24 protein-coding genes are annotated in these 26,035 nt (G+C 64.1%); 13 read left to right on the plus strand and 11 right to left on the minus strand.

Annotation, left to right across the window (positions count from 1 at the left end):
• Positions 1-3 precede the first annotated feature (3 nt).
• Together F758_RS0113190 and F758_RS0113195 are read right to left on the minus strand one after the other, a co-directional pair.
• Complete coding sequence (locus F758_RS0113190) at positions 4-765, minus strand: DODA-type extradiol aromatic ring-opening family dioxygenase (RefSeq protein ID WP_024508311.1); 762 nt, start codon at positions 763-765, stop codon at positions 4-6.
• A gap of 65 nt (positions 766-830) precedes the next feature.
• A complete protein-coding gene (locus tag F758_RS0113195; RefSeq protein WP_024508312.1) occupies positions 831-1,274 on the minus strand; it encodes a DoxX family protein in 444 nt (147 codons plus the stop codon).
• A 102-nt stretch (positions 1,275-1,376) separates the two neighbouring features.
• Here F758_RS0113195 and F758_RS0113200 point away from each other — a divergent pair, with 102 nt between their 5' ends.
• Together F758_RS0113200 and F758_RS0113205 are read left to right on the plus strand one after the other, a co-directional pair.
• Positions 1,377-2,294 carry a LysR family transcriptional regulator gene (locus F758_RS0113200; protein WP_024508313.1) on the plus strand — a complete coding sequence of 306 codons (918 nt, stop codon included), beginning with the start codon at positions 1,377-1,379 and terminating at the stop codon, positions 2,292-2,294.
• Positions 2,295-2,514: 220 nt separating this feature from the next.
• Positions 2,515-4,224, plus strand: coding sequence for a SulP family inorganic anion transporter (locus F758_RS0113205; protein WP_024508314.1), 1,710 nt, complete (start codon positions 2,515-2,517; stop codon positions 4,222-4,224).
• Between the two features lie 123 nt (positions 4,225-4,347).
• Here F758_RS0113205 and F758_RS0113210 read toward each other — a convergent pair whose 3' ends face one another.
• Together F758_RS0113210 and F758_RS0113215 are read right to left on the minus strand one after the other, a co-directional pair.
• Complete coding sequence (locus tag F758_RS0113210; RefSeq protein WP_024508315.1) at positions 4,348-5,757, minus strand: Spy/CpxP family protein refolding chaperone; 1,410 nt, start codon at positions 5,755-5,757, stop codon at positions 4,348-4,350.
• 80 nt (positions 5,758-5,837) lie between these two features.
• Positions 5,838-7,142, minus strand: a complete 1,305-nt coding sequence (locus tag F758_RS0113215) for a Spy/CpxP family protein refolding chaperone (protein WP_024508316.1) — start codon at positions 7,140-7,142, stop codon at positions 5,838-5,840.
• Between F758_RS0113215 and F758_RS53240 the strand changes: the two genes are divergently transcribed.
• The gene (locus F758_RS53240) at positions 7,077-7,229 is read left to right on the plus strand and encodes a microviridin/marinostatin family tricyclic proteinase inhibitor (RefSeq protein ID WP_502689145.1); all 153 of its coding nucleotides are present in this window, start codon (positions 7,077-7,079) and stop codon (positions 7,227-7,229) included. The two genes, F758_RS0113215 and F758_RS53240, sit on opposite strands and share 66 nt — an antisense overlap.
• A gap of 52 nt (positions 7,230-7,281) precedes the next feature.
• Here the strand turns inward: F758_RS53240 and F758_RS0113220 are convergent, their stop codons facing one another.
• Positions 7,282-7,704, minus strand: coding sequence for a hypothetical protein (locus tag F758_RS0113220; RefSeq protein WP_024508317.1), 423 nt, complete (start codon positions 7,702-7,704; stop codon positions 7,282-7,284).
• 54 nt (positions 7,705-7,758) lie between these two features.
• The gene (locus tag F758_RS0113225; RefSeq protein ID WP_502689146.1) at positions 7,759-9,159 is read right to left on the minus strand and encodes an FAD-binding oxidoreductase; all 1,401 of its coding nucleotides are present in this window, start codon (positions 9,157-9,159) and stop codon (positions 7,759-7,761) included.
• Between the two features lie 106 nt (positions 9,160-9,265).
• Between F758_RS0113225 and F758_RS0113230 the strand changes: the two genes are divergently transcribed.
• Positions 9,266-9,784: a thioesterase family protein gene (locus F758_RS0113230; protein WP_024508319.1), complete on the plus strand. Its 519-nt coding sequence runs from the start codon at positions 9,266-9,268 to the stop codon at positions 9,782-9,784.
• Here the strand turns inward: F758_RS0113230 and F758_RS47610 are convergent.
• On the minus strand, positions 9,781-9,951 hold the full coding sequence (locus tag F758_RS47610; RefSeq protein WP_024508320.1) for a DUF1328 domain-containing protein: 171 nt from the start codon (positions 9,949-9,951) through the stop codon (positions 9,781-9,783). The two genes, F758_RS0113230 and F758_RS47610, sit on opposite strands and share 4 nt — an antisense overlap.
• A 279-nt stretch (positions 9,952-10,230) precedes the next feature.
• Here F758_RS47610 and F758_RS0113240 point away from each other — a divergent pair, with 279 nt between their 5' ends.
• From F758_RS0113240 to F758_RS0113260, 5 genes are all read left to right on the plus strand, one after another.
• Positions 10,231-12,801: an ATP-dependent helicase gene (locus F758_RS0113240; protein ID WP_024508321.1), complete on the plus strand. Its 2,571-nt coding sequence runs from the start codon at positions 10,231-10,233 to the stop codon at positions 12,799-12,801.
• Between the two features lie 79 nt (positions 12,802-12,880).
• Positions 12,881-13,294, plus strand: coding sequence for a hypothetical protein (locus F758_RS0113245; protein ID WP_024508322.1), 414 nt, complete (start codon positions 12,881-12,883; stop codon positions 13,292-13,294).
• Positions 13,294-13,971: an OmpA family protein gene (locus F758_RS0113250; protein ID WP_024508323.1), complete on the plus strand. Its 678-nt coding sequence runs from the start codon at positions 13,294-13,296 to the stop codon at positions 13,969-13,971. Before F758_RS0113245 ends, F758_RS0113250 begins: the two co-directional genes overlap by 1 nt.
• A gap of 278 nt (positions 13,972-14,249) precedes the next feature.
• Positions 14,250-15,173: an ABC transporter ATP-binding protein gene (locus F758_RS0113255; protein WP_024508324.1), complete on the plus strand. Its 924-nt coding sequence runs from the start codon at positions 14,250-14,252 to the stop codon at positions 15,171-15,173.
• A complete protein-coding gene (locus F758_RS0113260) occupies positions 15,170-15,931 on the plus strand; it encodes an ABC transporter permease (RefSeq protein WP_024508325.1) in 762 nt (253 codons plus the stop codon). The genes F758_RS0113255 and F758_RS0113260 overlap by 4 nt, the downstream gene beginning before the upstream one ends.
• A 171-nt stretch (positions 15,932-16,102) precedes the next feature.
• Here F758_RS0113260 and F758_RS0113265 read toward each other — a convergent pair whose 3' ends face one another.
• Positions 16,103-16,432, minus strand: coding sequence for a hypothetical protein (locus F758_RS0113265; protein ID WP_024508326.1), 330 nt, complete (start codon positions 16,430-16,432; stop codon positions 16,103-16,105).
• A 286-nt stretch (positions 16,433-16,718) separates the two neighbouring features.
• On the opposite strand from F758_RS0113265, the gene F758_RS0113270 reads away from it, so the two are divergent.
• The gene (locus F758_RS0113270; protein ID WP_024508327.1) at positions 16,719-17,501 is read left to right on the plus strand and encodes a L,D-transpeptidase; all 783 of its coding nucleotides are present in this window, start codon (positions 16,719-16,721) and stop codon (positions 17,499-17,501) included.
• Between the two features lie 333 nt (positions 17,502-17,834).
• On the opposite strand, the gene F758_RS0113275 is transcribed toward F758_RS0113270, so the two are convergent.
• Positions 17,835-20,108, minus strand: a complete 2,274-nt coding sequence (locus F758_RS0113275; RefSeq protein ID WP_024508328.1) for a spermidine synthase — start codon at positions 20,106-20,108, stop codon at positions 17,835-17,837.
• Between the two features lie 235 nt (positions 20,109-20,343).
• Here F758_RS0113275 and F758_RS0113280 point away from each other — a divergent pair, with 235 nt between their 5' ends.
• On the plus strand, positions 20,344-21,951 hold the full coding sequence (locus F758_RS0113280) for a phytoene desaturase family protein (RefSeq protein WP_024508329.1): 1,608 nt from the start codon (positions 20,344-20,346) through the stop codon (positions 21,949-21,951).
• Positions 21,952-22,325: 374 nt separating this feature from the next.
• Here the strand turns inward: F758_RS0113280 and F758_RS0113285 are convergent, their stop codons facing one another.
• The gene (locus F758_RS0113285; protein ID WP_024508330.1) at positions 22,326-22,490 is read right to left on the minus strand and encodes a Flp family type IVb pilin; all 165 of its coding nucleotides are present in this window, start codon (positions 22,488-22,490) and stop codon (positions 22,326-22,328) included.
• 158 nt (positions 22,491-22,648) lie between these two features.
• Between F758_RS0113285 and F758_RS0113290 the strand changes: the two genes are divergently transcribed.
• The gene (locus F758_RS0113290) at positions 22,649-23,545 is read left to right on the plus strand and encodes a 50S ribosomal protein L11 methyltransferase (protein WP_024508331.1); all 897 of its coding nucleotides are present in this window, start codon (positions 22,649-22,651) and stop codon (positions 23,543-23,545) included.
• A gap of 124 nt (positions 23,546-23,669) precedes the next feature.
• Here F758_RS0113290 and F758_RS0113295 read toward each other — a convergent pair whose 3' ends face one another.
• Positions 23,670-23,858 carry a hypothetical protein gene (locus tag F758_RS0113295; RefSeq protein WP_024508332.1) on the minus strand — a complete coding sequence of 63 codons (189 nt, stop codon included), beginning with the start codon at positions 23,856-23,858 and terminating at the stop codon, positions 23,670-23,672.
• A 187-nt stretch (positions 23,859-24,045) separates the two neighbouring features.
• Between F758_RS0113295 and F758_RS0113300 the strand changes: the two genes are divergently transcribed.
• Positions 24,046-25,878: an aminopeptidase P family protein gene (locus F758_RS0113300; protein WP_024508333.1), complete on the plus strand. Its 1,833-nt coding sequence runs from the start codon at positions 24,046-24,048 to the stop codon at positions 25,876-25,878.
• The last annotated feature ends 157 nt before the right edge of the window (positions 25,879-26,035 follow it).

Consider the following 26,035-nt stretch of genomic DNA (forward strand, 5'->3'; position numbering starts at 1 on the left):
AGCTTACCTTGGCGTTCCTGCAGCGGCATCGAAGAATGCATAGACGTCCATGCGCAGGATGCCATAGGTCGAGCTTGCGTGCAGCCGTTCGGCGCGCCAATTCGCGCCGGCGGCCCCCAGGGTTACGAAGATCGGCAACAGGTGCTCTTCGCTCGGATGATTCTTGGTCGCAAACGGCGCCTGCCGGCGATAATCGAGCAGATCCTCCGGCCTTCGCATCGTCAGCCTGTCGCTGAACCAATCCGCAAAGCCCTCGACCCAATCCGGTGTCGGCGCATCCAGGCTTTGGCCGCGAAATTCCGACAAATCATGCGTCAGGCTGCCGCTGCCGATCATCAGCACGCCCTCGCCCCGCAACTTTTCCAACGTACGCCCGATGCGAAGATGATGCGCCGGCCCAAGATGCGGCTGCACCGACAATTGCAGCACCGGAATGTCGGCATCCGGATACATCAGCATCAGCGGTACCCAGGCGCCGTGATCGAGCCCACGGCTCTCGTCGATGCCGCAAGCAAGACCGGCCTTGCTCAACAGATCCGAAATCTCGTTCGCAAGCGACGGCGCGCCGGGCGCGGGATAGCGAAGCTGATAGAGCTCACGGGTGAAACCATAGAAGTCGTGGATCGTGTCGTTGCGCGTCACAGCGCTGACCGCAGGCCGCGCGGTCTCCCAATGCGCCGAGATCGCAAGAACCGCTTTCGGCCGCGGGAGCCGGCCGCCGAGCCCGCGCAGGAAGCTCCGGGCCGGCGTATCGGTGAGCGGCAAGGTCGGCGCGCGCCGTGCGAGAGAAACAGGCTGGGAAACATGACGCTGACCGTTTGGCGCCTGGCTCAGCGCGAATGCGCGCCCGACAGCTTCGTACCACCAAAGAGATTGGCGAAGGACGCGCCCAGCGCGTAAGCGCCGTCCCCGAGCAGCGCCTGTACCACCAGCGCGATGGTCCAGAACGCGGGATATTCCCAGCCACCATGCGGGTTGGTGAAGAAGAAGCCGGCCGGGCCGTGCACCGTGTAGATGGCGCCGAGCAGGATCGGCGTCGCCAGCAGCGCCACCACGCGCGTCCAGATGCCGAGGATCAAGGCGATCGCGGCAAGCACTTCGGCCGTCATGATCACATAGGCAAGTTCAGGCGGCAGTCCGACGCTGCCGAAGAATTTCGCGGTGCCGGCCGGCGTGAAGACCAGGATCTTCAGCCCCGCATGCGCAAGGAACAGGACGCCGAGGCTGAGGCGCAGCAGCAGCGCGGCATAGGGGGCGGTTCTCGAATCGACCATGACTGTCTCCGGTTAGGCTTCCGGGCCTTATGATCCATTCCATCATGGCGGATAATCTGCTATCCGGGAAATTCAGCTCACACCAGGAGGGTGAAATTCCAGATGCCGGATCGGCTGACCGGGCTTGAGGTGCTCGCAAAAGTCGCCGCGACCGGCTCGCTTTCCGCTGCCGCCCGGGCGCTGGGCCTGTCCCAGAGCATGGTGACGAAGCACCTCGCCGCGCTCGAAGCCCGCCTTGGCACAAAGCTGTTTCATCGCACCACGCGACGGCTGTCGATGACCGACGCCGGCCGCATCTTTCTCGAATCCTCCGAGCGCATCCTGGCCGAGATCGAGGCCGCCGAGGCGGAGGTGGCGGCCGACAGGCTCGAGCCCCGCGGGCAGCTGCGGCTCAACGTGCCCTTGGTGTTCGGCGTGCGGCAGATCGCGCCACGGCTCGCCCAGTTCGCCCAGATTTATCCGCGCGTCACCATCGAGCTCGGTCTGAATGACCGTCTCGTCGATCTTGCAGAAGAGGGCTGGGACCTCGCCATCCGGATCGGCAATTTGCGCGATTCAAGCCTGGTGGCGCGTCGGCTGGCGCCCTGCCGCATGGCGGTTTGCGCGGCTCCCGCTTATCTCGCAGGCCACGGCACGCCGCGCACCGCCGCGGATCTCGCAAAGCATAATTGCCTTGGCTACACGCTTGCGCAGGCCGGCGCGGAGCGCTGGGTGATGGGGGGACGCTCCGGGCTCAGCATTGCCGTTTCCGGAAATCTGCGCGCCAACAATGGCGACGCGCTGCTCGCGGCCGCGGTGGCCGGACAGGGCATCATCTATCAGCCGACCTTCATCGTCGCCGACGATTTGCGCGCGGGCCACCTGGTGCAGCTCGCGCTGGATCTGCCGCCGAGCGAATTGCTCGCAGTCTACGCCGTCTATCTCCCGCACCGTCATCCGCCGGCCAAGGTGCGCGCCTTCATCGATTTTCTCGCCGGGCAATTTGCGCCCGAACCGCCCTGGGATCGCGGCGTAGTCTGACAGGAGCGGTTGTCGGAGCCTTATGGTTCGAGACGCGCTGTCGCGCTCCTCATCATGAAGGTCTAACATGGTGCCGCGCGCGACACCTCATCCTGACGAGCGGCCGCAAGGCGGCGTCTCGAAGGATGGGCCGCGGGGGGCTGCCAGATGGCGTGCGCAAGCCCTTGCGGCGCGCGCAGCGATCGGTTTTGTTCCTCGACATCTTGAAGGGAGTCGGGGATTGGCAAATTCGAACGCTGAGCACACTTCCGAGACATCCTGGCCGGTGTTTCGCAGCTTACGGGCCTACCGCCCGAATGATCTGCCGGGCGACCTGATCGCAGGCCTCACGCTTGCGGCGATCGCGATCCCCGAACAGATGGCGACCGCGCGGCTGGGCGGCTTCGCGCCGCAGATCGGATTTTTAGCGTTCGTCGCCGGCTCGCTCGGCTTTGCGATGTTGGGCGGCAACCGCTTCCTGTCTGCGGGCGCGGATTCCACCATCACGCCGATCTTCGCCGGGGGACTTGCGCTGCTCGCCGCGTCCAGTTCGCCGCAATACCTGCCGCTGGCGATGGCGCTTGCGCTTTTGGTCGGGCTGTTCTTGATTCTCAGCGGATTGTTTCGGCTGGGCGGCATCGCCAACCTGCTCTCGACGCCGGTGACGGTCGGCTTTCTCGCCGGCATTGCGTTGCACATCCTGGTCTCACAAATGCCCGGCGTGCTCGGCTTGCCCGCGCCCGACGGCCCGATGCTGGAGCGGATCGCCGTGCTGGCGCTCCAGGCGCGACAGGCCAACGCTTACACGCTCGGCATCGGATTGGGCGTGTTCGCCATCGTGACGGCTTCAGAGGCGCTGAGCGCGAAGATTCCAGGCGCATTGATCGGCCTGATCGCGGCAACCATTGCGGTGATTGCGGGGAGCCTGGAAAGCAAAGGCGTCAACGTGGTCGGCAGCGTGCCGGCGACCTGGCCGACGCCGTCATTGCCGGACATCGATCCCGAGCAATGGGCGAAGCTCGTCCCCTTGAGCCTCCTGATCGCGATCGTGGTGATGGTGCAGACCTCCGCCGTCACCCGCGCCTTTCCATCCGAACCGGGCAAACCGGCCGATGTCGACCGCGACTTTCTCGGGCTTGGCGCCGGCAGCGTGCTCGCGGGCCTGTTCGGCGCATTCCCTGTCAATTCCAGCCCGCCGCGCACCGGTATAGTCGCCGAGACCGGCGGCAAGACGCAACTCTCGGGGCTTATCGCGGCGGCGATCGTGCTTGCGCTGTCGGTGTTCGGCGGCACACTGCTCAAACATGTGCCGAATGCGGCGCTCGGCGGCGTGCTGCTGTTTGTGGGCCTGCGCATCATTCGCTTCCGCCAGATCGTCCTGATCTTTCGCGAGTCGCTGCCGGAATTCTTTCTCGTCATCGCCACGGCAGCCGCCATCATCGTGCTGCCGATCGAACAGGGTGTTGCGATCGGCATCGGGCTGTCGCTGCTGCACGGCATCTGGAGCAGCACGCGGGCGCGGCTCGTGGTGTTCGAGCGCGTGCCGGGGACCACGATCTGGTGGCCGACCAGCCCGCATATCAGCGGCGAGCAAATCCCGGGCGTGCTGGTGGTCGGACTGCAGGCACCCCTGTCCTTCCTCAACGCCTCGACCTTTCACACCGATCTGTTTCACATGTTGCATGCGACCAAGCCGCATTTGCTGGTGCTGGAAGCCGCGAGCACGCCGGAAATCGACTTCACCGCCGCGCAGCTGCTGCGCGATCTGTTCACGGAATGCCGCAAGCTCGGCATCACGGTCGCGATCGCAAGGCTCGAATCCTTGCGCGCGCAGGACGCGTTCGAACGTTTTGGACTCTACGACGTCCTGCCGCGGGATCACATCTTCCGCAGCGTGGATGAAGCCGTGAAGGCATTGGCCTCGCCAGCGGTTAACGGTCCATCGTCGTAGAGCGCGATCGATCGGATCAACACGAATCCCCATCTATCACCGTCACCCCGAGGTGCTCGCGCCAGCGAGCCTCGAAGAGCGACGGGCCGGCGCACGCGCATCCTGCCGGTCAAGTTGCAGCACTCACGTCGTCCGCCGCGGCCCGATCGCCTCGAACTGCGCCTTCTGTTCGTCGCTCAGCGTGGCGTAAAAATTATCGAGCGCCGGACGCACCAGTTTCACCGCCTGCAGCATGGTGTCGAGCCGTTTTGCCGCAGCCGCAAGCCGCGCCGGCGGCGTCACCGCGTCGTCCGGCCGGCAGGCCGCCTTCAACATGTCGGCAGCCTGTGAGCTGGCGTCCGCGAGCACTTGCAGCGCAGGGCGCTGCATGTCGTTCGGGTGCACCCTGGCCTCGATCTCGCTGCTCGGCCATTGGAATGCTGCGGGCCGCGCACTACCGCAGTTCTGCGCGAGCGAGGCCTGGGACGGGTGGGCCTTGCGCTGGCCTTCGGCGAGCGCATTGAAGCGCTCTTTCTGTTCGTCGCTCAGCAGACCGTAAAACTTCTCGAGCGGCGGGCGGACGATGCCGACGGCGGCAATCATCGCCTCGATGCGCTGCTGCATGACCGCGAGCCGGTTCGGTGCGGTCAGCACCACCTGCGTCGGGCACGACGCGCGGATGGTCTGGGCGGCCTCGATCGAAGCATTGGCGAGTTCATCAAGTGCGGCTCGCTGCGCATCGTTCGGCTGAACCGCCTCCTGTATCTGATCGATCGGCAGATCCGCGATCTCGCGACTGTCATCGCCACAGAGCTGCGCGACGGAGGGCAGCCTGCCATGACGTCGGCCATGCGCCGGCGGCCGGATGTAACCTGAAAGATCATCATAGCCGTAAGGAGCAAAGATCCCGGCATAGATGTCCGGATAGCCGTAATCCCAGAAGCCGAGGCCATCGCCCCAGATCGTGTAGTCGTAGATGTCGTAATAAGCGAAGGGCCAGAACAGTGGTCCGATCCAGCCATAGAAACTGTTACCGTGCTGCCACCAGCCATTACCAAAATTGCCGCCGTGCCAGCCGGCGAGCGCCGCGGCCGCCGCGATCTGCCCGCGCGCGGCCGGATTGCTGAGCAAGCGGCCGTTGCGCAGCCCACCGGCATGCGACAGCGAAGCCATCGCGCCGTGAATGCTTGCGGCGCGAACCGGCGCGTTGCGAATCTGACCGAAATGCGTCCCACCGTGGCCGGCAAAGGAACGGCCGCCATGGGAAAATGCGCGCCCGGCAAAATGCGCGCCGCCATGGTGTCCGCCAAAATGTCCGCCGCCAAAATGCGCACCAGCGAAATGGCCGCCGCCCGCGTGGCCGCCACCAAAATGTCCTCCCCCGAAATGACCGCCGCCGAAGTGGCCGCCACCATGGCCGCCTCCGCCGTGGCCGCCGCCACCACCATGGCCGCCACCACCATGCCCGCCACCGCCGCCGCCTCTGCCGAGCGCCGCACCAGACAATGCGGTCGCGAGCAGCAGAACGATAACTGCAATGCGGGATTTCGACATGGCTCCTCGCTCTACCCCCGACCGCATCGCCGCGTCGCGCCTGCGGACACTGAAAACTTCTGCCTCCGCCAGCGGAGCCGTCACGCCGTTCGTTTGGGCCCGATCGCCTCGAACTGGGCCTTCTGCTCGTCGCTCAGCGTGCCATAAAGATCATCCAACGCCTGGCGCACCAGCTTGATGGCTTCCAGCATCGCGACGAGCCGCCGATCCACTGCTGCGAGCCGCGCGGTTGGCGTGATCGCATCCTCCTCTTCGCAAGCATCCTTCAGCATGTCGGCGGCCCTGGCGCTGGCACGCTGCAGAACGCCAAGCGCGGCCCGCTGGGCGTCGTTCGGATGCAGTCCCTGCTCGATCTCGTCCGCAGGCCATCGCGGGGCGGCGGCTTGCGCTGTGTCGCAGCGCTTGGCGGACGCCTGGCTCGGATCGGTCGTCTTGCGCCGATTTTCCGAAAGCGCATTGAACCGCTCCTTCTGCTCGTCATCCAGGAGGTCATAGAATTTTCCCAGCGACGACTGCAGGTTCAACTCCGCCTTGATGATGGCCTCGATCCGCTCCTGCATGGCGGCCAAGCGTGCCGGGGCCCCTGCCGGCGCTTGCGTCGGACAGGATGCGCGAATGAGCTGGACACCTTGCGTTGATGCATTGGCGAGGTCGTCCAAGGCGGCGCGCTGTGCATCGCTCGGCTGGACCGCCTGCCGGATCTGATCGATTGCGGAAGACGTGGTATCGCCCTTGTCGTCGCCGCAAAACTCTTGCAGCGAAGGCACCCTGGCGCGTCGCCGCGTGGACGGCTCCTGTCCCATATAGCTCGCAAGATCACCTTGCGCATAAGGCGCGAAAATACCGGCGTAGATGTCGGCGTAGCCGTAGTCCCAGAAGCCCGTGCCGTCGCCGAGCAGGGTGTAGTCGTAGATGTCGTCATAGGCGAACGGCCAAAACAGCGGCCCCACCCAGCCATAGCCGCCGTCGCGGTGCTGCCACCAACCATTTGCGACGCTGCCGCCATGCCAGCCGGCCAGCGCTGCCGCCGCGACGATCTGCCCGCGCGCCGTGGGATTGCCAAGCAGCGGCCCCTCGCGGCCTTCGCTGACTTGCGGCGCAGCAACGATATTGTTCTCCTGTTTTGGCTGATTTGGCGGCTGCGGCTGACCTGGCTTGCCCTGCTCGTTGCGCGCGAAGGCCGCGTTACGGACCCGACCGTGGCGTGCGTAGTGGCGCGCATAATGGCGGGTGCGATGAAGCGCCCCGAGCGGCAGCAGATGGGCGAATGTTGATCTCACGATGCCGAGGGGACCGCCGCGCAAACTGAGGCCTCCGCCCTGCGCTTCGCCCGTCAGCAGGATGGCCAGAACGAGGACTGCAATGCCAACAGGGAATCTCGACATGGCACCTCCCCGCGCCAAGCCTCACCGAGTGACTTAGATGACGCCGCAAGGAACCGAAAGTTCCCGTCGTCCCATCGTCTGAGCTGACGCATTTGCGCGGGAAGACGGCGGAAATCGGATCGCGCAGCGCCGCCGTCGCCTATTGCCGCAACGCGGGGTGTTGCTTCAGCACGTCCTCGCGGATCGAGTCGGCCTGGATCGCCCGAAACAGGACACGGGCCGTTCTGAGATCATTGGCCTTCAGGCAGAGGTCCACGATCTGACCGACAGCGGCGTCGCGCATGAGATCGTCGCAAACCTTCAGCGCGATCTGCATCGCACATCTTGCGGCACGTTCGTACCGCTCGGCGTCGCGCCCGCTGTCACGTTGCGGCTTCTTTGTCTTTTTTGCCTTTTGGCCGCCGCCGTCGGCGAACACCGCACGCCCGCCGACGGCTTCAGCGCTATCGGCCGCGGAGCGGCAGATGTTGCGGATGCGCTCTGCCGCCTCGATGTCGCCGATCGGCCATTTGATCTCTTCGTCCCAGATGTCTTTCGGCTCTTCCTTGCGAAACCACCACATCGCCCCTGCCCCAAAAGCACAGACGGCCGTGGTCCCCGTTGCGGCCGATGTGAATTACGCTGCCGGCACGATCTTTCCGGGATTGAAAATATTGTCGGGATCGAACGCACGTTTGAGCGCACGCATGGCATCCAGCGCTTCCGAGCCCAGTTCGGCCTTCAGATATTTCTGCTTGCCCTGGCCGATGCCATGCTCGCCGGTGCAGGTGCCGCCCATCGCCTGCGCGCGCTCGACCAGGCGGTGCATGAACTCCTCGCCGCGCCCCATCTCATCTGCATCGTTCACGTCACAGATCAGCGAACAATGGAAATTGCCGTCGCCGACATGGCCGACGATCGGCGAGATCAGGTTCAGCCGCTTCAGGTCGGCTTCCGTCTCGGTGACGCAATCGGCAAGTCGCGAGATCGGGACGCAGACGTCGGTCGCGACGACGCCTATGCCGGCGCCAGGCCGCAGGGCCTTCACGGCCCAATAGGCGTCGTGCCGCGCCTGCCAGAGTTTGGTGCGATCCTCCGGCTTGGTGGTCCAGGTGAAATCGCCGCCGCCGCATTCTTTCGCGATCTCGCCGAAATTCTTCGACTGCTCGCCGACCTCGAGCGCCGTGCCGTGAAATTCGAGCAGCAACAGCGGCGTCTCCGGCAGCGTCAATCTCGAATAGGCGTTGCAGGCCTTCACCTGCTCGGTGTTGAGCAGCTCGATACGGGCAAGCGGAATGCCGGTCTGGATCGCGAGGATCACCGCCTGGCAGGCGCCGCCCAGCGTCGTGAAGGAGCAGGCCGCGGCCGCAATCGTTTCCGGGATACCGCGCAATCGCAAGGTGATCTCGCTGATGATGCCGAGCGTGCCCTCGGCGCCGACGAACAGATGCGTCAGATCGTAGCCGGCGGAGGATTTTTTCGCCCGCGTGCCGGTCGTGATGATCTCGCCATCGGCGCGCACCACTTTCAACGCCAGCACGTTGTCGCGCATGGTGCCGTAGCGCACCGCGTTGGTGCCGGAGGCACGGGTCGAGGCCATGCCGCCGAGCGAGGCGTCGGCGCCGGGATCGATCGGGAAAAACAGGCCCTGGTCGCGCAGATGCTCGTTCAGCGCCTTGCGCGTGATGCCGGGTTCGATCACGCAGTCCAGATCCTCGGCGTGGATTTCGAGCACCTTGTTCATGTCGCGCAGGTCGATCGAGATGCCGCCGGCCGGCGCATTCACCTGGCCCTCCAGCGAGGTGCCGGTGCCGAACGCGATGACGGGCACGCGGTGCTTGGCGCAGATCCGCACCACGTCCTGGATATCCGCCGTCTCCTGCGCCATCACCACGCCATCAGGCGGCTGCATCGGCAGCCATGTCGTGGTGTGGGCGTGCTGCTCGCGCACCGCCTGCGAGGTGATCAGGCGGTTGCCGAAGCGGGCCGCCAGCGCCTCCAGCGTGCTTGCAAGCGCGGCCGGATCCGGCCGCTTCAAATTCTCGGTTATGATGATATTCAAACTATCCTCCCGGCTCGATCCGACCGTGGCAAAGCTGAGACGCGGGGTCAAGATTTTCGGGGACCCCGTACGGAAAGGTATCATGACAGGCCCACTTAGCGTTGAAGACCCTCTGCTCCGTCCCGTCCCGTTTTTGTCCTCGGTGATGCAGGTCGAGCCGCAATGGATCGACTACAACGGCCATCTCAACATGGCCTATTATAACGTGATGTTCGATCGCGCCATCGATGAATTATGGTTCAAGCTCGGGATCGGTCCGGCCTATATGCGCGAGCGCCACGGCTCGACGTTCACCGCCGAATGCCACGTCCGCTATTTGCGCGAGATCCATCAGGGCGATCCCGTGCAGATCGCGATTGTTGTGGTCGCCGCCGACGAGAAGCGGCTGCACACTTTTGAGGAGATGCGCCATGCCAGCGAGGGCTGGCTCTCGGCGACCTCCGAGAACATGACCATCCACATCGACATGAAGGCGCGAAAGGTCGCGCCATTTCCACCCGACATCCGCGCCCGTATTCAAGCGGTCGCGGATGCCCATGCCGCGATCCCGCGGCCCGACGGCCTCGGCCGCAAGGTCGGCATGCCGACCAGGACGGCCTAGATCCTTCTGCCGCGGGCGACGTGGGCCACGGCCGAGACCAGGAACAACACGACGGCGATGAAGAAGATGATCTTGGCGATTTCGATCGACGCGCCGGCGATGCCGCCGAAGCCGAGAATACCGGCTATCAGCGCGATGATCAGGAAGGTGACGACCCAGCCTAACATGATCAGGACCTCTGTTTCCGAAATGGATGGCGAACGCCGCTGAGGCGCCCGCCGTGACTGGGAGACCAATCCGGGCGGGGAACAGTTCGTTCCGCTCCATTGCCGTTGAAAAACCGCGTGAGCGGCGGAACAAATCGGCCGCTGGAGGCCCAAATCGCTCTCCTGGCCTGCCACAAAGGCCTGCAAAACCGGTCCGAAATCCCTATATGCCCGACAATCCTGCTAAGAAGGCTCAACTTTACCGCCCTGCGGTGCCATCGTGGGGCTAGATCGATTCGCATGACTGAGCCGAACAAGTTCAATCCTTCTCCCGCTCCCGACCACACGCCCGCGGCCGGCGGCATCGCAGCGCGCGCCCGCGCTTCATTCGCGCCGCGCTATCTCGACGGGCTCAATCCCGAGCAGCGCGAAGCTGTGGAGACGCTGGACGGGCCTGTGCTGGTGCTGGCCGGTGCCGGCACCGGCAAGACGCGCGTCCTGACCACGCGCATCGCGCATATCCTCAGCACGGGCAAAGCGCGTCCCGGCGAAATCCTCTCGGTGACCTTCACCAACAAGGCCGCGCGCGAGATGAAGATGCGGCTATCCCAGATGCTGGGCCAGGCGGTGGAGGGCATGCCGTGGCTCGGCACCTTTCACTCCATCGGCGGGCGCATCCTGCGCACCCATGCCGAGATGGCGCAGCTCAAATCCAATTTCACCGTCCTCGACGTCGACGACCAGGTGCGGCTGCTCAAGCAACTGCTGCAGGCCGAGGATATCGACGACAAGCGCTGGCCGGCGCGCATGCTGGCAGGCCTGATCGACGGCTGGAAGAACCGCGGGTTGATGCCGGGCCAGGTGCCCTCGGGCGAAGCCGCCGTGTTCGCCAACGGCAAGGGCGGCAAGCTCTATGCGAGCTACCAGGAGCGCCTGAAGATCCTCAACGCCGCCGATTTCGGCGACCTGCTGCTCGAGAACATCCGGATCTTCCGCGAGCATCCTGATGTGCTGAGGCAGTACCAGAACCGTTTCAAATTCATCCTGGTCGACGAATACCAAGACACCAACGTCGCGCAGTATCTATGGCTGCGCCTGCTCGCGCAGGCGCCAAGCTCTTCCAAAGCAGCAGCCCCCGTCATTCCGGGGCGCCTCGGAGAAGCAAACTCCGATGCGCAATTGCGCATCGAGGCATCTCGAGATTCCGGGTCTGCGCTTTCAGCGCATCCCGGAATGACGGAGTCGACGTCGACAGCCCACCCAAAAAATATCTGCTGCGTCGGCGACGACGACCAGTCGATCTACGGCTGGCGCGGCGCCGAGGTCGACAACATTCTCCGCTTCGAGCACGATTTTCCGGGCGCGAAGGTAATCCGGCTGGAGCGCAACTATCGTTCCACCGGCCACATCCTCGCCGCCGCCTCCTACCTGATCGCGCACAATGAAGGCCGTCTCGGCAAGACGCTGCGCACCGAGGATGTCGAAGGCGAGAAGGTCACCGTCACCGGCGCCTGGGACTCCGAAGAGGAAGCCCGCGCGATCGGCGAGGAGATCGAGGAACTGCAGCGCAAGGGCGAGAGGCTCAACGAGATCGCGATCCTGGTGCGCGCCTCCTATCAGATGCGCGAGTTCGAAGACCGTTTCGTCACGCTCGGCCTGCCCTATCGCGTGATCGGCGGCCCGCGCTTCTATGAGCGGGCGGAAATCCGTGACGCGCTCGCCTATTTGCGCGTGGTCAATTCGCCCGCCGATGACCTTGCCTTCGAGCGCATCGTCAATGTTCCCAAGCGGGGCTTAGGCGATGCCACCGTGCAGCTCCTGCACGATCACGCGCGCAAGCGCCGCATTCCCTTGTTTGAGGCGGCGCGCGCCGTGGTCGAGACCGACGAGTTGAAGCCGAAGGCGCGCGGGTCCCTGCGCGAGCTGATCCAGCAGTTCGACCGCTGGCGCGCGCAAGCCGAGGTCACCGCGCATACCGAGCTCGCCGAGATCGTGCTGGACGAAAGCGGCTACACCGACATGTGGCAGAAGGATCGCTCGGCCGATGCCGCAGGCCGGCTCGAGAACCTCAAGGAGCTGGTACGCTCGATGGAAGAGTTCGAGAACCTGCAAGGGTTTCTCGAACACATCGCGCTGGTCATGGACCGCGAGGACGGCGGCGAGGACGACGCGGTCTCGCTGATGACGCTGCATTCGGCCAAGGGGCTGGAGTTCGACAACGTCTTCCTGCCCGGCTGGGAGGAAGGCCTGTTTCCGAGCCAGCGCACGCTGGACGAACAGGGCCGCGCGGGGCTCGAGGAAGAGCGTCGCCTCGCTCATGTCGGGCTGACCCGGGCGCGGCGGCGCGCGAAGCTTTATTTTGCAACCAACCGTCGCATCCATGGCACTTGGAGCACCACCATTCCCTCACGCTTCCTGGACGAATTGCCGGCGGCAAGCGTCGAGATCACGGAATCCAAGGGCGGCTCGGGGTGGGGCGGCGCCGGCGGCTACGGTCCGTCGCGCTTCGATAATGTGGAAAGTTTCGGCTCCAGCTATTCGACGCCGGGCTGGCAGCGCGCGCAGGCCCGGCGCGGCGGCCAAGGCGGAGGGAGCCGCGGCGGGTTTGACGAGGAGCAGTCGCCTTTCTCGGGCGCGCGCGGCGGTTTTTCCGGTGGCTTCGGCCGCAACAAGCGCGCACCCCTGACGATCGAGGGCGAACTGGTGGCAAAATCCACCGGCACGGTCTCGGAATTTGCGCTCGACGACCGCGTCTTCCACCAGAAATTCGGCTACGGCCATGTCGTGAAGGTCGACGGCAACAAGCTCACCATCGCCTTCGACAAGGCCGGCGAGAAGAAGGTGGTCGATACATTCGTCGAGCGGGCGTGAAACGTCATGCTTATCCGCCCACAATTCTGCCCCTTCGTAGCTCTTGACCCCTGCGGCACGCGTCGTATGACATGACCGCATGGTCAGGGGAGGCATTTTCCTGTTTGTTGCTCTTCTTGCGACGGCGCCGGTGGCGTCGGCGGAGACGATGAGCTTTGCCGATTCGGCCGCACTGCTCGCCAGGAGCTGCGGCGCCGAGATCGATGCCAATTGCCGCGGCGTGAGCCTCGATGCCAACCGCATGAGGGAGTGCCTGTCGCGCAACACCGACGTGCTGTCGGCGCAGTGCCGGACCGATTATCTGCGCGCCTTCAACGCGATCCAGAAGCGGATTGCAGCTCGCGTTACCGTCGCCAATGCCTGCACGCGGGAAATCGTCAAGCTGTGCAACGGCTCGACCAAGGAAACCAGCAAATCGATTCCCTGCCTGATTGCGGCGCATGGCGTTAGCCGCAACTGCATCCAGGCCATGGATGATGCGGGGTATCGGTGATGCGAGCAAAGCGCCCGCGCGGCATCGGCCTGCAGCTCGCTCTCGTTGCCGCGCTCGCCGCGGCTGCCTCACCGTCGCGCGCTCAGAGCGTGCCGGAGAAGGACGCGATCATCAGCCAGCTCAGCCGCTTTGATGCGGCGCCGGAGCTCGATATCACGAGCTTGCGCCAGCGCGTCCTCGAGAAGTCCAGATCGCGGTCGCGCAACGAGCCGGAGCCGTCGAAACGGCCGCCGATCGTGCCCGAGCTGCTCAATCTGCCGACCGTCACACTCGACATCCATTTCGATACCGATACGCCGGTGGTCCGGCCCGATTCATATCAGACGGTCGGCCGCCTCGCCGACGCGCTGGTCAACGCCAGCCTGCTGCCCTACAGCTTTCTGATCGTCGGCCATAGTGATTCGACCGGCAGGCGCGAGGCCAATGTGGTCTTGAGCCAGCGCCGCGCGGACGCGATCCGCGACGTGCTCGTCAACACCTTCAAGATTTCCGCAAAGCGGCTGCAGACACTGGGGGTCGGCGAGGAGCAGTTCATCGACCAGGCGCATCCGACATCGCCGGCCAATCTGCAGATCCAAATTTTGACAGTGGCCAAACTACCTGAGCAGAGCGAGCAACCGGGCCAAGCGGCCGCGGCAGCGCCCCCGCCCGCGAAAAAGCCGGCGAAGAAGAGGTAGTGGGTCGCCGAAGCGTATGATGCGGCCGCAAACTCCGTCACCTTTCCCATCGGGAGAGGTGAACCAGAGTCCGCGGCGCCGACCGACCAGATCAAGGACAATATGGCTGCCCTGATCGAACTGTGCGCGACCGCCCACGCCGCAGATTAAATATTCCAGCTCCAAGCCCGATTGCAGAACGCCCATAGCGTTCCTATCTGAGAAGCCCTGCCTTTCTCCTGCCGCAAAGCGGTCCGATGTGCCGCGTCCCCGCTTTCCGGCCCCAGCCACCAAGTCCTATGTCATCAATCATTTCCGTCGCAAACCTGTCGAAGACCTATGGCTCCGGCTTCAAGGCGCTGAAGAACATCAATCTCGACATTCAGCGCGGGGAGATCTTCGCGCTGCTCGGGCCGAACGGCGCCGGCAAGACCACGCTGATCAGCATCATCTGCGGCATCACCAACCTGTCGGAGGGCCGCGTCATCGTCGGCGGCCAGGACATCAACAAGGACTACCGGACCGCACGCTCGCTGATCGGGCTGGTGCCGCAGGAACTGCACACCGACGCGTTCGAGACGGTGTGGGCCACCACCAGCTTTTCCCGCGGCCTATTCGGCAAGCCGAAGGCCCCCGCGCTGATCGAAAAAATCCTCAAGGACCTGTCGCTGTGGGACAAGAAGGATTCTCAGATCCGCACGCTGTCCGGCGGCATGAAGCGGCGCGTGATGATCGCCAAAGCCCTGTCGCATGAGCCGCAGGTGTTGTTCCTGGACGAGCCGACCGCGGGCGTCGACGTCGAGCTGCGCAAGGGCATGTGGGACGTGGTGCGCGAGCTCCGGGCGTCCGGCGTCACCATCATCCTGACCACGCATTACATCGAGGAAGCGGAGGAGATGGCCGATCGCGTCGGCGTCATCAACAAGGGTGAGATCGTCCTGGTCGAGGACAAGGCGACGCTGATGCAGAAGCTCGGCAAGAAACGCCTGACGCTGCATCTGCAGCATCCCATCGACGGCGTTCCCGATGCACTCGCGCCCTATCACCTCGAGCTTTGCGACGGTGGACGCGCGCTGATCTACGACTACGACAGCAAGAGCGAGCGCACCGGCATAACCAGCCTGCTCGGCGACTTGCGCAACGCCGGCATCCGCTTCTTCGATCTCGATACCACGCAGTCTTCGCTGGAAGACATCTTTGTCAGTTTGGTGCACGCGCCATGAATCATCAAGCGATCCGAGCAATCTACCTGTTCGAAATGGCACGCACCTGGCGCACGCTGCTGCAAAGCATCGTCTCGCCGGTGGTCTCCACCTCGCTCTATTTCGTGGTGTTCGGAGCCGCGATCGGCTCGCGTATCAGCCATGTCGAGGGCGTGAGCTACGGCACCTTCATTGTGCCCGGGCTGATCATGCTTTCCGTGCTGACGCAGAGCATCGCCAATGCCTCTTTCGGCATCTATTTCCCGAAATTCGTCGGCACCATCTACGAAATCCTCTCCGCGCCGATCTCCTATTTCGAGATCGTGCTCGGCTATGTCGGGGCGGCCGCGACCAAGTCGATCATCTTAGGGCTGATCATTCTCGCCACCGCCGGCCTGTTCGTGCCGCTGCAGATCCATCATCCGGTCTGGATGCTGGCATTTCTGGTGCTGACGGCAGTGACCTTCAGCCTGTTCGGCTTCATCATCGGCATCTGGGCCGACGGCTTCGAGAAGCTGCAGATGATCCCGATGCTGGTGGTGACGCCGCTGACCTTCCTTGGCGGCAGTTTCTATTCGGTCAACATGCTGCCGCCGACCTGGCGCACGATCGCGCTATTTAATCCGGTGGTCTATCTGATCTCGGGCTTTCGCTGGAGCTTTTACGAGATCGCGGACGTCGATGTGGCCGTGAGCGTCGGCATGACGCTGGGCTTCCTGGTGACCTGCATGATCCTGGTGTGGGCAATTTTCAAGACCGGCTATCGCCTGAGGAATTGAACCCGCTGTCATTCCGGGGCGCTCGCAACGCGAGCGAGCCCGGAATCGAGAGATTGTAGCTGGAGATTCCGGGTCTGTGCTTCGCACGCCCCGGAATGACGGTGCCTGAAACTGCGAGCGCCCCCGGAAATGACGGTGCCTAAAGCTGCCCGCAGCGGGCGGGTAAAAAAATCACCTGTAGCAGTGATAGCGGCCATAGCCGTCGTAGAAGCCCCGGCAGTGGTGATGCCAATGATGATAATGGGGAATCCCGAACACCCCCTCGACCGCGCCAACGGCGCCGCCGACGCCGGCGCCGACCGCACCTCCAACCACGCCGCCCACCGGGCCGGCGATCCGGTTGCCTTCCGAGGCCCCCTGCTGCGCGCCGCGGACGATGCCCTGGGCGTGGCCGGGATGGCTGGCTGCGAATAGCGCCAGCGCCAGCCCGGCGGTTGCGAATATCAATGGCAGCCGCAGACCCAAACGCAGGCCCGTGCTCTTAACCATGGTCTTGTTCATCTGGATTTCCTAGCGATTCGGCAGCAACGGTCTGCCGACAGGCGGGAATCTGAAACGCCGATGCGGCCAAATGGTTGCGCCTCTGTGACCAATTGGAGATCGAGAATGGCGGCGGCTCGCGAAAATGTCAGCACCGCAATTTGCCCAAGCACATTGCTAAAGCCGCGCACTCCATTAACGATGCAGGCCCAGGCCGCTGGAACAAACCACGGATTCCAGGCATATTGCATGCCGGGGACGGAGAGACTGCGGCGTTGTGGAATTAGGCCAGGAGGCCAGAGGTAAGATGCGTACGTTCTTCGCTGCTTTCGCCGGTTTGACCCTGCTGACCTGCACCGCTGCGCAGGCCCGTGTCGACATCACCGTCGACAAGAACAACCAGACGATGACCGTCGCCGTCGACGGTGTCGAGCGCTATCACTGGCCGGTCTCGACCGGCATTCCCTCCTACGAGACGCCGAGCGGCAGCTTCCGCACCTTCCGCATGGAGGAGGACCATTTCTCCAAGGAGTTCGACGACGCGCCGATGCCGCACTCGATCTTCTTCACCAAGATCGGCCATGCGATCCACGGCACCGATTCCGAAAGCAAGCTCGGGACGCCCGCATCCCACGGCTGCGTCCGGCTCTCGAAGGCCAATGCCGCGACCTTGTATGAGCTGGTGAAGGAGCAAGGCGTGCTCAACACCACGGTCACGCTGACCGGCTCCTCGCAGATCGCCCTGGCGCGTAACCCGCGCCACAACACCGCGATCGCCCGCACCGAGCCCCAGCAATATCAGCAGCAATATTCCGACTCGGGCGAGCCGGTCGTGCTGACGCCGCAGCCGCAGTACTACCAGGGCCGCCGTGCCCTGCCGCAGGAACGCCCCGATGACGGCTACATCTATCCGGCCGACGGCAGCTCCACCGCGCAGATCTATCCGGCGCCGCGGTCGAGCCGCAGGCTTTACGATGCGCAGGCCTATTCGCAGCCGCAATATTATGGCAACCAGGGCTACCAGCAGGCGCCGCAGGGCTATTACCAGCAGCGGCAATATTATCAGCCGCGCGGCTTCTTCCAGGACTGAGGCGGCCCGCGCCGCGCGCTACACTTCAATATCAACATGAGAGCGGGATGGCGGATGAGCATCCCGCTCTATCTTTTTGTTCGTACATGGCTATTGCCGTCAGGCAGCGCGATGCGAGCTGGGCGGCGCAGGCATAGGGGCCGGCCAAGAGTTAAAGTAGGATCTGCGCCTCCTTCTCCCTTCTCCCTGCTTGCGGGGAGAAGGTCGGGATAAGGAGGACTCTCCACACGTGAGCTCTGGGAGAGCCCCCTCACCCGAAATTCCGCGCGTTCCGCGTGAATTTCGACCTCTCCCCGCAAACGGGGCGAGGTGGGAGCGAATGCCCGGAAGGATTTACTCCCCGTCCCGCAGCCGCCGGTACACCGCGCCCAGAATGTTGGAATAATCGTCGGTCCAGACCCGCTGGTTCTCAGTGGGCTCGGTTTCGACCCATTTGTCCGAAGACGCGAGCGCGCCGACGTCGGCCTCGTCGCGGGCGGAGACCACGACGTCTGTTGCGAAGATATATTCGTCGTCGCGGCCGGAGTCTTCGTTATAGACCCAGCTCTTCAGATCATTGGCATCGGCGATGCCCACTACGACGCTTTCGAGCTCGAGATGCCGGTTGGAGACATGCATCACCACCGCGCCTTGCGGGGCGAGCTTGTCCTTGTAGATCCTCATCGCCTCTTGCGTTGCGAGATGGATCGGAATCGCGTCCGACGAATAGGCGTCGACGATGATCAGGTCGTAGATGCCGTCGGGCTCCTTGGCGAAGGTGAGCCGCGCGTCGCCGATCACCGGTTTGAAGTCGGGCTCGCAGTTCTGGACATAGCTGAAATAGCGGGGATCGCGCGCGGTATCGACCATGGTCTGGTCGATCTCGAAGAACTTCCAGGTCTCACCAAGCTCGGAGGCGCAGGCCAGCGTGCCCGCGCCGACGCCGATCACGGCGACCCGCAGCGGCGCGCCTTTGCGCGCCCGGATCGCGGTGATCGCCTGCCCGATGCCGCCATCCCGGTGATAATAGCTGATCGGCTCGGGCCGGCCTTCGACCTTCGAACCATCATCGTTGAGGAATTTCTGCGCGCCGTGAATCGTGGTGCCGTGCATCAGCACGTGATACTGCCCGTCCGGCGTCACCACGATCTTGTGCACACCGAAAAAGCTGCGCACGGTTTCCACCCGCCCGTTATCCGACGGATAGGCACGGATCAGGATCAGCGCCACCACAACCGTCGCGAAGATCTTCCAGCGGCTCGCATTGAGCGCGAGCGCCAGCAGCGCGGCGAGCACACCGACGCCGCCGGCCACCCACGTCCGATGGTTCTCGAGCCACAGGCCGATCTTGCCGCTTGAATAGGCCGGTGCGATCAGCGCAACGGCGAGCACGGCAAGAAACGGCCAGTACCAGCGGCTCCAGCGCGGCAGACGTTCACTCGTTTCCGGCCGGCACAATGCCGCCAACGCCAGCAGGATCGGATATTCAGCGACCCAGGAGAAGCTGTAGGGCGCGATCAGCCCGGCGAACAGGCCGCCGAGCATGCCGCCGAACGACAGCGCGACATAAAAGCCGGTGAGATATTTCGCGGCCGGCCGTCTGCGCGCCAGTTCGCCATGGCAGCCCATGGCGATGAGGAAAAAGCAGAGCTGATGACCGCCGAGCGTCAGCAACAGGTTCTGCTCGCCGCCGACCGCAAGCAGGATGACCACGCCCGCAATCGCCAGCGGCTGGACCATCAGCATCCATTTGTGCGGCAACAGCGGCCGCGACTGGAACACCAGCACCCAGGTCAGAAGGTAAAGCGAGAGCGGCAGCACCCACAGCAGCGGCGCCGCCGCGACGTCGGTGGAGATATGCGCGGTCACCGCGATCAAGAGGCCGGAAGGCACCGCGGCCAGGAAGATCCAGCGCGCGCGCAGGCTCCAGGCAGGCGGCGGCGCATCTGTGTCCTCGGCCTCCATGTCGGTAACGGCAAGAACGGGGGAACGCAGCAACAGCGTCCCGCAAGCAGCGATCAGAACGATCAGCAGCCCATAACCGAAGGTCCACATCAGGTCCTGGCTGTGCAGCGTGAACATCGGCTCCAGCAGCACCGGATAGGACAACAGCGCGAGGAAGCTGCCGATATTGGAGGAAGCGTAGAGGAAATAGGGATCCGGTCCGGCCGGATGGCCGGTGCGGACGAACCAGGCCTGCAGCAGCGGATTGTTCGCAGCGAGCGCGAAGAATGGCAGGCCGATCGAGACCGCAAACAGGCCAAGCAGCCAGAATGCATAGCCCGAGGTCGGCGGCTCGCCCCAGCCGCCGGCGATCGAGAGTGGCAGCGTCAGCATCGCCACCACCAGCAACGAAAGATGCACGGCCACCGGAACGGCACGGCTTCTGATCCGCATCAGAAAATGCGCGTAGGCATAGCCCGCCAGCAGCAGCGTCTGGAAAAACACCATCGCCACCGACCACACCGCGGGCGAGCCGCCGAGCCGCGGCAGCACCATCTTGGTGAACAGCGGCTGCACCGAGAACAACAACAGCGCGCTCAAGAAAATCGCCGCGGTATAGATCGATAACACCAGGCGGTTGCGCGAAGCGGAGGGCTGATCTTTAAGGATTTCGGCAGATGACATGAAAACTCCGGCGGAGGCCCGGTGGAAGGGCGCAATGGAGCACACGGAATGGCACGGAGCAATCTGGCCCGCGATCAAACCGCTGTGCTGGATTGAACGAGTCCGCTATGTAACGTCATCCGTCATTCTGGGGCGCACGCGAAGCGGGCGAACCCGCAAATCTCGAGATTCCGGGTTCGGCTCTGCGAGCCGCCCCGGAATGACGGTGCAACACACAAGCGGTTCCTAAACAGGCATGAACGAGCCGGACGTCATCATCATCGGTGCGGGGCACAATGGGCTCACTTGCGCGGCCTATCTCGCGATGGCCGGCCTGCGCGTGAAGGTGGTGGAACGGCGCAAGGTCGTCGGCGGTGCCGCGGTGACCGAGGAATTCCACCCGGGCTTCCGCAATTCGGTCGCGGCCTACACCGTCAGCCTGCTCAATCCGCAGGTCATCGCCGATTTAAAGCTCGCCGAGCGTGGCCTGAGGATCGTCGAGCGCCGGGCGCAAAATTTCCTGCCTGCACCTGATGGAAGCCATCTGCTCACCGGCGAGGGCCGGACCTTGCCTTCCGTCGCGAGGCTCAGCGCGCGTGACGCGGAAACGATCACGGCTTTCTCGCGCGAACTCGAGACCATCGCCGACGTGCTGCGCCAATTGGTGCTGCGCGCGCCGCCGAACCTGATCGAAGGTTTTGGTCTCGACGCGCTCCGTGAGAGCATCAACGCGTTCGGCACCGCTGGTATCCTGCGCAAGCTGTCGCTGGAGCAGACGCGCGACCTGCTCGATCTGTTCACGCGCTCCGCCGGCGAGATACTGGACGAGCGTTTTGAAAACGATTTGGTCAAGGCGCTGTTCGGCTTCGATGCCATCGTCGGCAATTACGCCAGTCCCTACGCGCCAGGCTCGGCCTATGTGATGCTGCACCATGCCTTTGGCGAGGTGAATGGCAAGAAGGGCGTCTGGGGCCACGCCATCGGCGGCATGGGCGCGATCACGGAAGCGATGGCGAGCGCCGCGCGTCACCATGGCGCCGAGATCGAGGTGAACGCCGCCGTGCGCGAGGTGATCGTGGAAAGCGGTCGCGCGGTCGGCGTCCTCCTTGAAGACGGCAAGACCATTCGCGCCAAATATGTCGCCGCCAACGTCAATCCAAAACTGCTCTACACAAGGCTGATCGATAGCGGCGCGCTGCCGCCGGAATTTCTGGCGCGCATGAAGCGCTGGCGTAACGGCTCCGGCACTTTCCGCATGAACGTGGCGCTATCGCGCCTGCCGTCCTTCACCGCGCTGACGGGCGACGGCGACCACCTCACCGCCGGCATCATTCTCGCCCCCAGCCTCGCCTATATGGACCGCGCCTTTACCGACGCCCGCGCGCATGGCTGGAGCCGCGAGCCGGTCATCGAGATGCTGATTCCCTCCACGCTCGACGATTCACTGGCGCCTGGAGGAGCGCATGTCGCCAGCCTGTTCTGTCAGCATGTCGCGCCCGATCTGGGAGGCGGAAAATCCTGGGACGACCACCGTGAGGAAGTCGCCGACCTCATGATCGCGACCGTCGATAAATACGCGCCGGGCTTCGCGCAAAGCGTCCTCGGACGGCAGATCTTGTCGCCGCTCGACCTCGAGCGCGAATTTGGCCTGTTGGGCGGGGACATCTTCCACGGCGCGCTGACGCTGAACCAGTTGTTCTCGGCGCGGCCGATGCTGGGCCATGCCGATTACCGTGGTCCGCTCAAGGGGCTCTACCATTGCGGCTCCGGCGCCCATCCCGGCGGCGGCGTCACCGGCGCCCCCGGCCACAACGCCGCGCAGGTGATCTTGCGCGACCACCGGGCGCTCTTTGGGAGACGTTGAACATCCGAGACCCGGCTTCGACCAACGACGATGGGGGCGGCATCCTGTGGACAGCTTTGTGGATGGTTTGTGGAAAACCGGTTCGTAACCGGTTAACGCATGCGCTGAAAATTGATCTTCATCGCCGTGCCAGTGCCACGACGACGGCCTGCGGCATGAAGACTGGGGAGACCAGCGCCCGCCGGTCCCAGGTGTTGGAGAGGTTGCCAAAGCACCGGCACAAGTCTGTGCGCAAGCTTTGGATAAGTGTCCCGGAACGTTTGGAAAACCCGGTCTCAAAGCCAAAACCCGCGCGAGGCATCGCGCGGGGGTCTCGTTTTTTATCCTGATTGCGGCAAACGGAGTTCTCCCCCTGAGAAAGGGAGCGCCAGAAACTATTTCAGCGAACTGTTAATGGACGAGAACTTGTCGTTCAGAGTGCCCCCGATGCCGTTCACCACGAGGATGATCGCGAGCGAGATGCCGGCGGCGATCAACCCATATTCGATCGCGGTCGCGCCCGAGTTGTCGGCCCAAAATTTCGAAAATAAAACCTTCACCATGACCTCCGAATGGTTGTGTTGGCTCGATCCAACATCCGTAAATATACGGCACGCATCCTAAGGTTGTTTGAACGCGGGCCCTCCAAGTTTTACGGATAATGCAAGATGATCATTCCTCAAATTCTACGCAAAGTCCTAAGGCTTCACGCACACAAATGACTTCCAGCCAACCCCCTGCCACCTATCGGGCCAGCTTCGCGATCGGCGACGAACAGGCCGCCAAGCACGTCGTCGATGTGCTCACCGAAATCTTCTTCGAAGGCGATGCCGCGGTCGCCGCCTTCGAGCGACCGGACGGGCGCTGGGACGTGACACTGCACTTTGCGGACGCACCGGACCAACCGCTATTGCGGGAACTCGTCGGCAACGCGGCGGGTGAGGACGTCGCCCGCGGCATGAGCTTCGACACGGTGGAGGCCAAGGACTGGGTCAAGGCAAGCCTCGATGACCTGGTTCCCGTACCCGCGGGGCGTTTTGTCGTGCATGGGCAGCATGACCGCGCCCGCGTACCAAACAATAAGCTCGGTATCGAGATCGAGGCGGCGCTTGCCTTCGGCACCGGCCATCACGGCACGACGCGCGGCTGCCTGTTGCTGCTCGATCATGTCCTGAAGGCGCACCGTATCGGACGCGTGCTCGACCTCGGCACGGGAACCGGCGTGCTCGCCATCGCCGCGGCCAAGGCGCTCCGCTGGAAGGTGCTGGCCAGCGATATCGATGCGGCATCCGTGGAGGTGGCGCGGGAGAATGCGCGCCTGAACGGCGTCGGCGACCTCGTGACGGTGATCCGCGCGAGCGGGCTCGGAGCGCCGGATTTCGCGCAGGCAGGTCCGTTCGACCTGGTGCTGGCGAATATTCTGGCCAATCCGCTGAAGCAATTGGCTGGGGCGATGTCGGCCCATCTGGCGCCGCGGGCGCTGGTCATCCTGTCGGGATTGCTGACGTCTCAGGCGAGCGGCGTCATCGCCGCCTATCGCGCCCGTGGGCTGGTGCCGGTGCGGCACCTCAAAATCGAAGGTTGGAGCAGCCTTTTGCTCCGCTCAGCCAACTGAGCTCGCGAGGTCGGTTTTGGTTGAAGCAATGGGAGCGGCGAACTCGGTCACCTCTCGCGGATCGACCTCTTCCCGCTGCGGAGAGGTGAGCCCGTCGGGCCAGCCGAGCCCAATCTCGTTTGTTTTAATCCGGCGACTTCGGCTGCCGGGTGTCAAAAGACTGCTTACGCAGCGAGCGCCTGACCCGCGCCTCGGACAGACGGTCCAGGAGCTGGACGATGAGGCCGCGCGGGCGCTTCTCGCCAGCGTCGGCTTGGGTGATCGGGTTACGCCGAACCGGCGGCGAAATCTTCTCAAAACTAAAGGCCGGCATTGTGTATCCCCTCGTCATTGAGTTGAGACACCCTGGCGTTTCCAAAAATTATCATTTGACATCACTGTGACAGAAAACATTCGACCTCGTCAACGCAATCGCGCATTCCGTCAGAAGTTGTGCCAAATTCCCCCAAATAGCGTCCACGTGGCGCACGTCCTTTCACCATCTCTGAGATCGGTGGACCATGTTCGAAGCCCATTTTCAAACTTTTGAGGAACCGGAGACCGGTGTCGCGCTGACAGCGCGGCTGGCCGCCTTTCGCGAGGAGCTGAGACGGCGCAAGCTGACCGGCTTCGTGGTGCCCCGCGCCGATCAGCAACAGAATGAATATGTCCCGCCCTCGGAAGAACGGCTGGCGTGGCTCACCGGCTTCACCGGCTCGGCCGGACTTGCGGTCGTGCTGCCGAGTGAGGCCGCCTTGTTCGTCGACGGCCGCTATACTCTGCAAGCGAGCAAGCAGGTCGACGGCAAGGCGTGGGCGATCGAATCGCTGGTCGATCCGCCGCCGGAAAGCTGGCTCGCACAGCATCTGAAGCCCGGCGACCGCCTGGGCTACGACCCCTGGCTGCATACATCCGCCGCGGCGGAGCGGCTGGCTGCGGCCTGCGCCAAGACGGGCGCGGAACTGGTTGCGGTCGACGGCAATCCGGTGGACGCGATCTGGACCGAGCGCCCGGCCCCGCCGCTGGCCCCCGTGGCCATCCACGCCATCGGCTTTGCCGGCGAGAGCGAGGCCGACAAACTTTCCCGCATCAGGACCGAGATCGGCCGGTCCGGTGCGGACGCGCTGGTACTGTCGGACCCCCATGCCGTAGCCTGGACCTTCAACATCCGCGGCGCGGATGTCGCACATACGCCGTTACCTCTATCCTACGCCCTGGTGCCGAAAGAGGGCCGGCCGACCATCTTCATCGACCATCGCAAGCTCTCCAACGCGACGCGCGACCATCTCGAACAGTCCGCCGACGTTCGCGAGCCGGATACGCTGACGCGCGAACTCACCGCGCTGGCCCAACGCGGCGTGCAAATCGCGCTCGACAGCGCAACGGCGGCGGACGCGCTCAGCCGGCTGATCAGTTCCGCCGGCGGCAAGGTCGTGCGCGGCAGCGATCCCGTCAGCCTGCTCAAGGCGGTCAAGAATGCCACCGAGATCGACGGCACGCGCACGGCGCACCAGCGCGACGCGGCGGCACTGGCGCGTTTCCTGGCCTGGGTGGACCGGGAAGCTCCCAAGGGCACGCTGACAGAAATCGACACTGTCGAGGCGCTCGAAACCTTCCGCCGCGAGACCGGCGCGCTGAAGGACGTGTCGTTTCCAACCATCGCCGGCACCGGGCCGAACGGGGCCATCGTGCATTACCGCGTCACGCGCAAAAGCAACCGCCGCATCGTGCCCGGCGATCTGCTGCTGATCGATTCCGGCGCGCAATATGAAGACGGCACCACAGACGTCACGCGCACCGTTGCGGTCGGCGACCCCACCGATGAGAGGCGCGACCGCTTCACCCGCGTGCTGCGCGGGCATATCGCGATCGCCCGCGCGGTCTTTCCCGACGGCACGACCGGCGCGCAGCTCGACAGTTTTGCGCGGCAGTTCCTGTGGCAGGCCGGGCTTGATTTCGAACATGGCACCGGCCATGGCGTCGGCAGCTATCTCTCCGTGCATGAGGGGCCGGCGCGAATCTCCAAGCTCGGCACCACACCGCTCAAGCGCGGCATGATCCTGTCGAACGAGCCCGGCTATTACAAAACCGACGGCTACGGCATCCGGATCGAGAATCTGGAGCTGGTGGTCGCCGCTGATATTCCGGGCGGCGAGAAGCCGATGAATGCGTTCGAGACGCTGACGCTGGCGCCGATCGATCGTCGTCTGATCGATATCGCCATGCTGTCCCAGGCGGAACTCGATTGGCTCAACGCCTATCACGCACGCGTTGCGCGCGAGGTGCGCGGACAGCTCGACGCTGCGACCAAGGCGTGGCTGGATCAGGCGACGGCGCCGCTTTCTACCCGCTGACGTCATTCCGCGGCGCGCGCAGCGCGAACCCGGAATCTAGAAGTTGTGGCGCGCGATGCTACCCTGCGGCGCAAGATTCCGGGTTCGATGCTCCGCATCGCCCCGGAATGACGAGCCAAACAACGCCAGCCGCGTTCGCGGGTGACGACGGCCGAGT

The sequence above is a fragment of the Bradyrhizobium sp. ARR65 genome, from assembly GCF_000472385.1.
GTDB lineage: Bacteria > Pseudomonadota > Alphaproteobacteria > Rhizobiales > Xanthobacteraceae > Bradyrhizobium.

Coding starts and splice junctions, on each gene's coding strand:
- F758_RS0113240 (WP_024508321.1), top strand. CDS start 10,231: ATGACTGAGCCGAACAAGTTCAATCCTTCTCCCGCTCCCGACCACACG.
- F758_RS0113230 (WP_024508319.1), top strand. CDS start 9,266: ATGACAGGCCCACTTAGCGTTGAAGACCCTCTGCTCCGTCCCGTCCCG.
- F758_RS0113270 (WP_024508327.1), top strand. CDS start 16,719: ATGCGTACGTTCTTCGCTGCTTTCGCCGGTTTGACCCTGCTGACCTGC.
- F758_RS0113220 (WP_024508317.1), bottom strand. CDS start 7,704: ATGTGGTGGTTTCGCAAGGAAGAGCCGAAAGACATCTGGGACGAAGAG.
- F758_RS0113255 (WP_024508324.1), top strand. CDS start 14,250: ATGTCATCAATCATTTCCGTCGCAAACCTGTCGAAGACCTATGGCTCC.
- F758_RS0113265 (WP_024508326.1), bottom strand. CDS start 16,432: ATGAACAAGACCATGGTTAAGAGCACGGGCCTGCGTTTGGGTCTGCGG.
- F758_RS0113290 (WP_024508331.1), top strand. CDS start 22,649: ATGACTTCCAGCCAACCCCCTGCCACCTATCGGGCCAGCTTCGCGATC.
- F758_RS0113300 (WP_024508333.1), top strand. CDS start 24,046: ATGTTCGAAGCCCATTTTCAAACTTTTGAGGAACCGGAGACCGGTGTC.
- F758_RS47610 (WP_024508320.1), bottom strand. CDS start 9,951: ATGTTAGGCTGGGTCGTCACCTTCCTGATCATCGCGCTGATAGCCGGT.
- F758_RS0113260 (WP_024508325.1), top strand. CDS start 15,170: ATGAATCATCAAGCGATCCGAGCAATCTACCTGTTCGAAATGGCACGC.
- F758_RS0113250 (WP_024508323.1), top strand. CDS start 13,294: ATGCGAGCAAAGCGCCCGCGCGGCATCGGCCTGCAGCTCGCTCTCGTT.
- F758_RS0113245 (WP_024508322.1), top strand. CDS start 12,881: ATGGTCAGGGGAGGCATTTTCCTGTTTGTTGCTCTTCTTGCGACGGCG.
- F758_RS0113275 (WP_024508328.1), bottom strand. CDS start 20,108: ATGTCATCTGCCGAAATCCTTAAAGATCAGCCCTCCGCTTCGCGCAAC.
- F758_RS0113280 (WP_024508329.1), top strand. CDS start 20,344: ATGAACGAGCCGGACGTCATCATCATCGGTGCGGGGCACAATGGGCTC.
- F758_RS0113200 (WP_024508313.1), top strand. CDS start 1,377: ATGCCGGATCGGCTGACCGGGCTTGAGGTGCTCGCAAAAGTCGCCGCG.
- F758_RS0113295 (WP_024508332.1), bottom strand. CDS start 23,858: ATGCCGGCCTTTAGTTTTGAGAAGATTTCGCCGCCGGTTCGGCGTAAC.
- F758_RS0113215 (WP_024508316.1), bottom strand. CDS start 7,142: ATGTCGAGATTCCCTGTTGGCATTGCAGTCCTCGTTCTGGCCATCCTG.
- F758_RS0113210 (WP_024508315.1), bottom strand. CDS start 5,757: ATGTCGAAATCCCGCATTGCAGTTATCGTTCTGCTGCTCGCGACCGCA.
- F758_RS0113195 (WP_024508312.1), bottom strand. CDS start 1,274: ATGGTCGATTCGAGAACCGCCCCCTATGCCGCGCTGCTGCTGCGCCTC.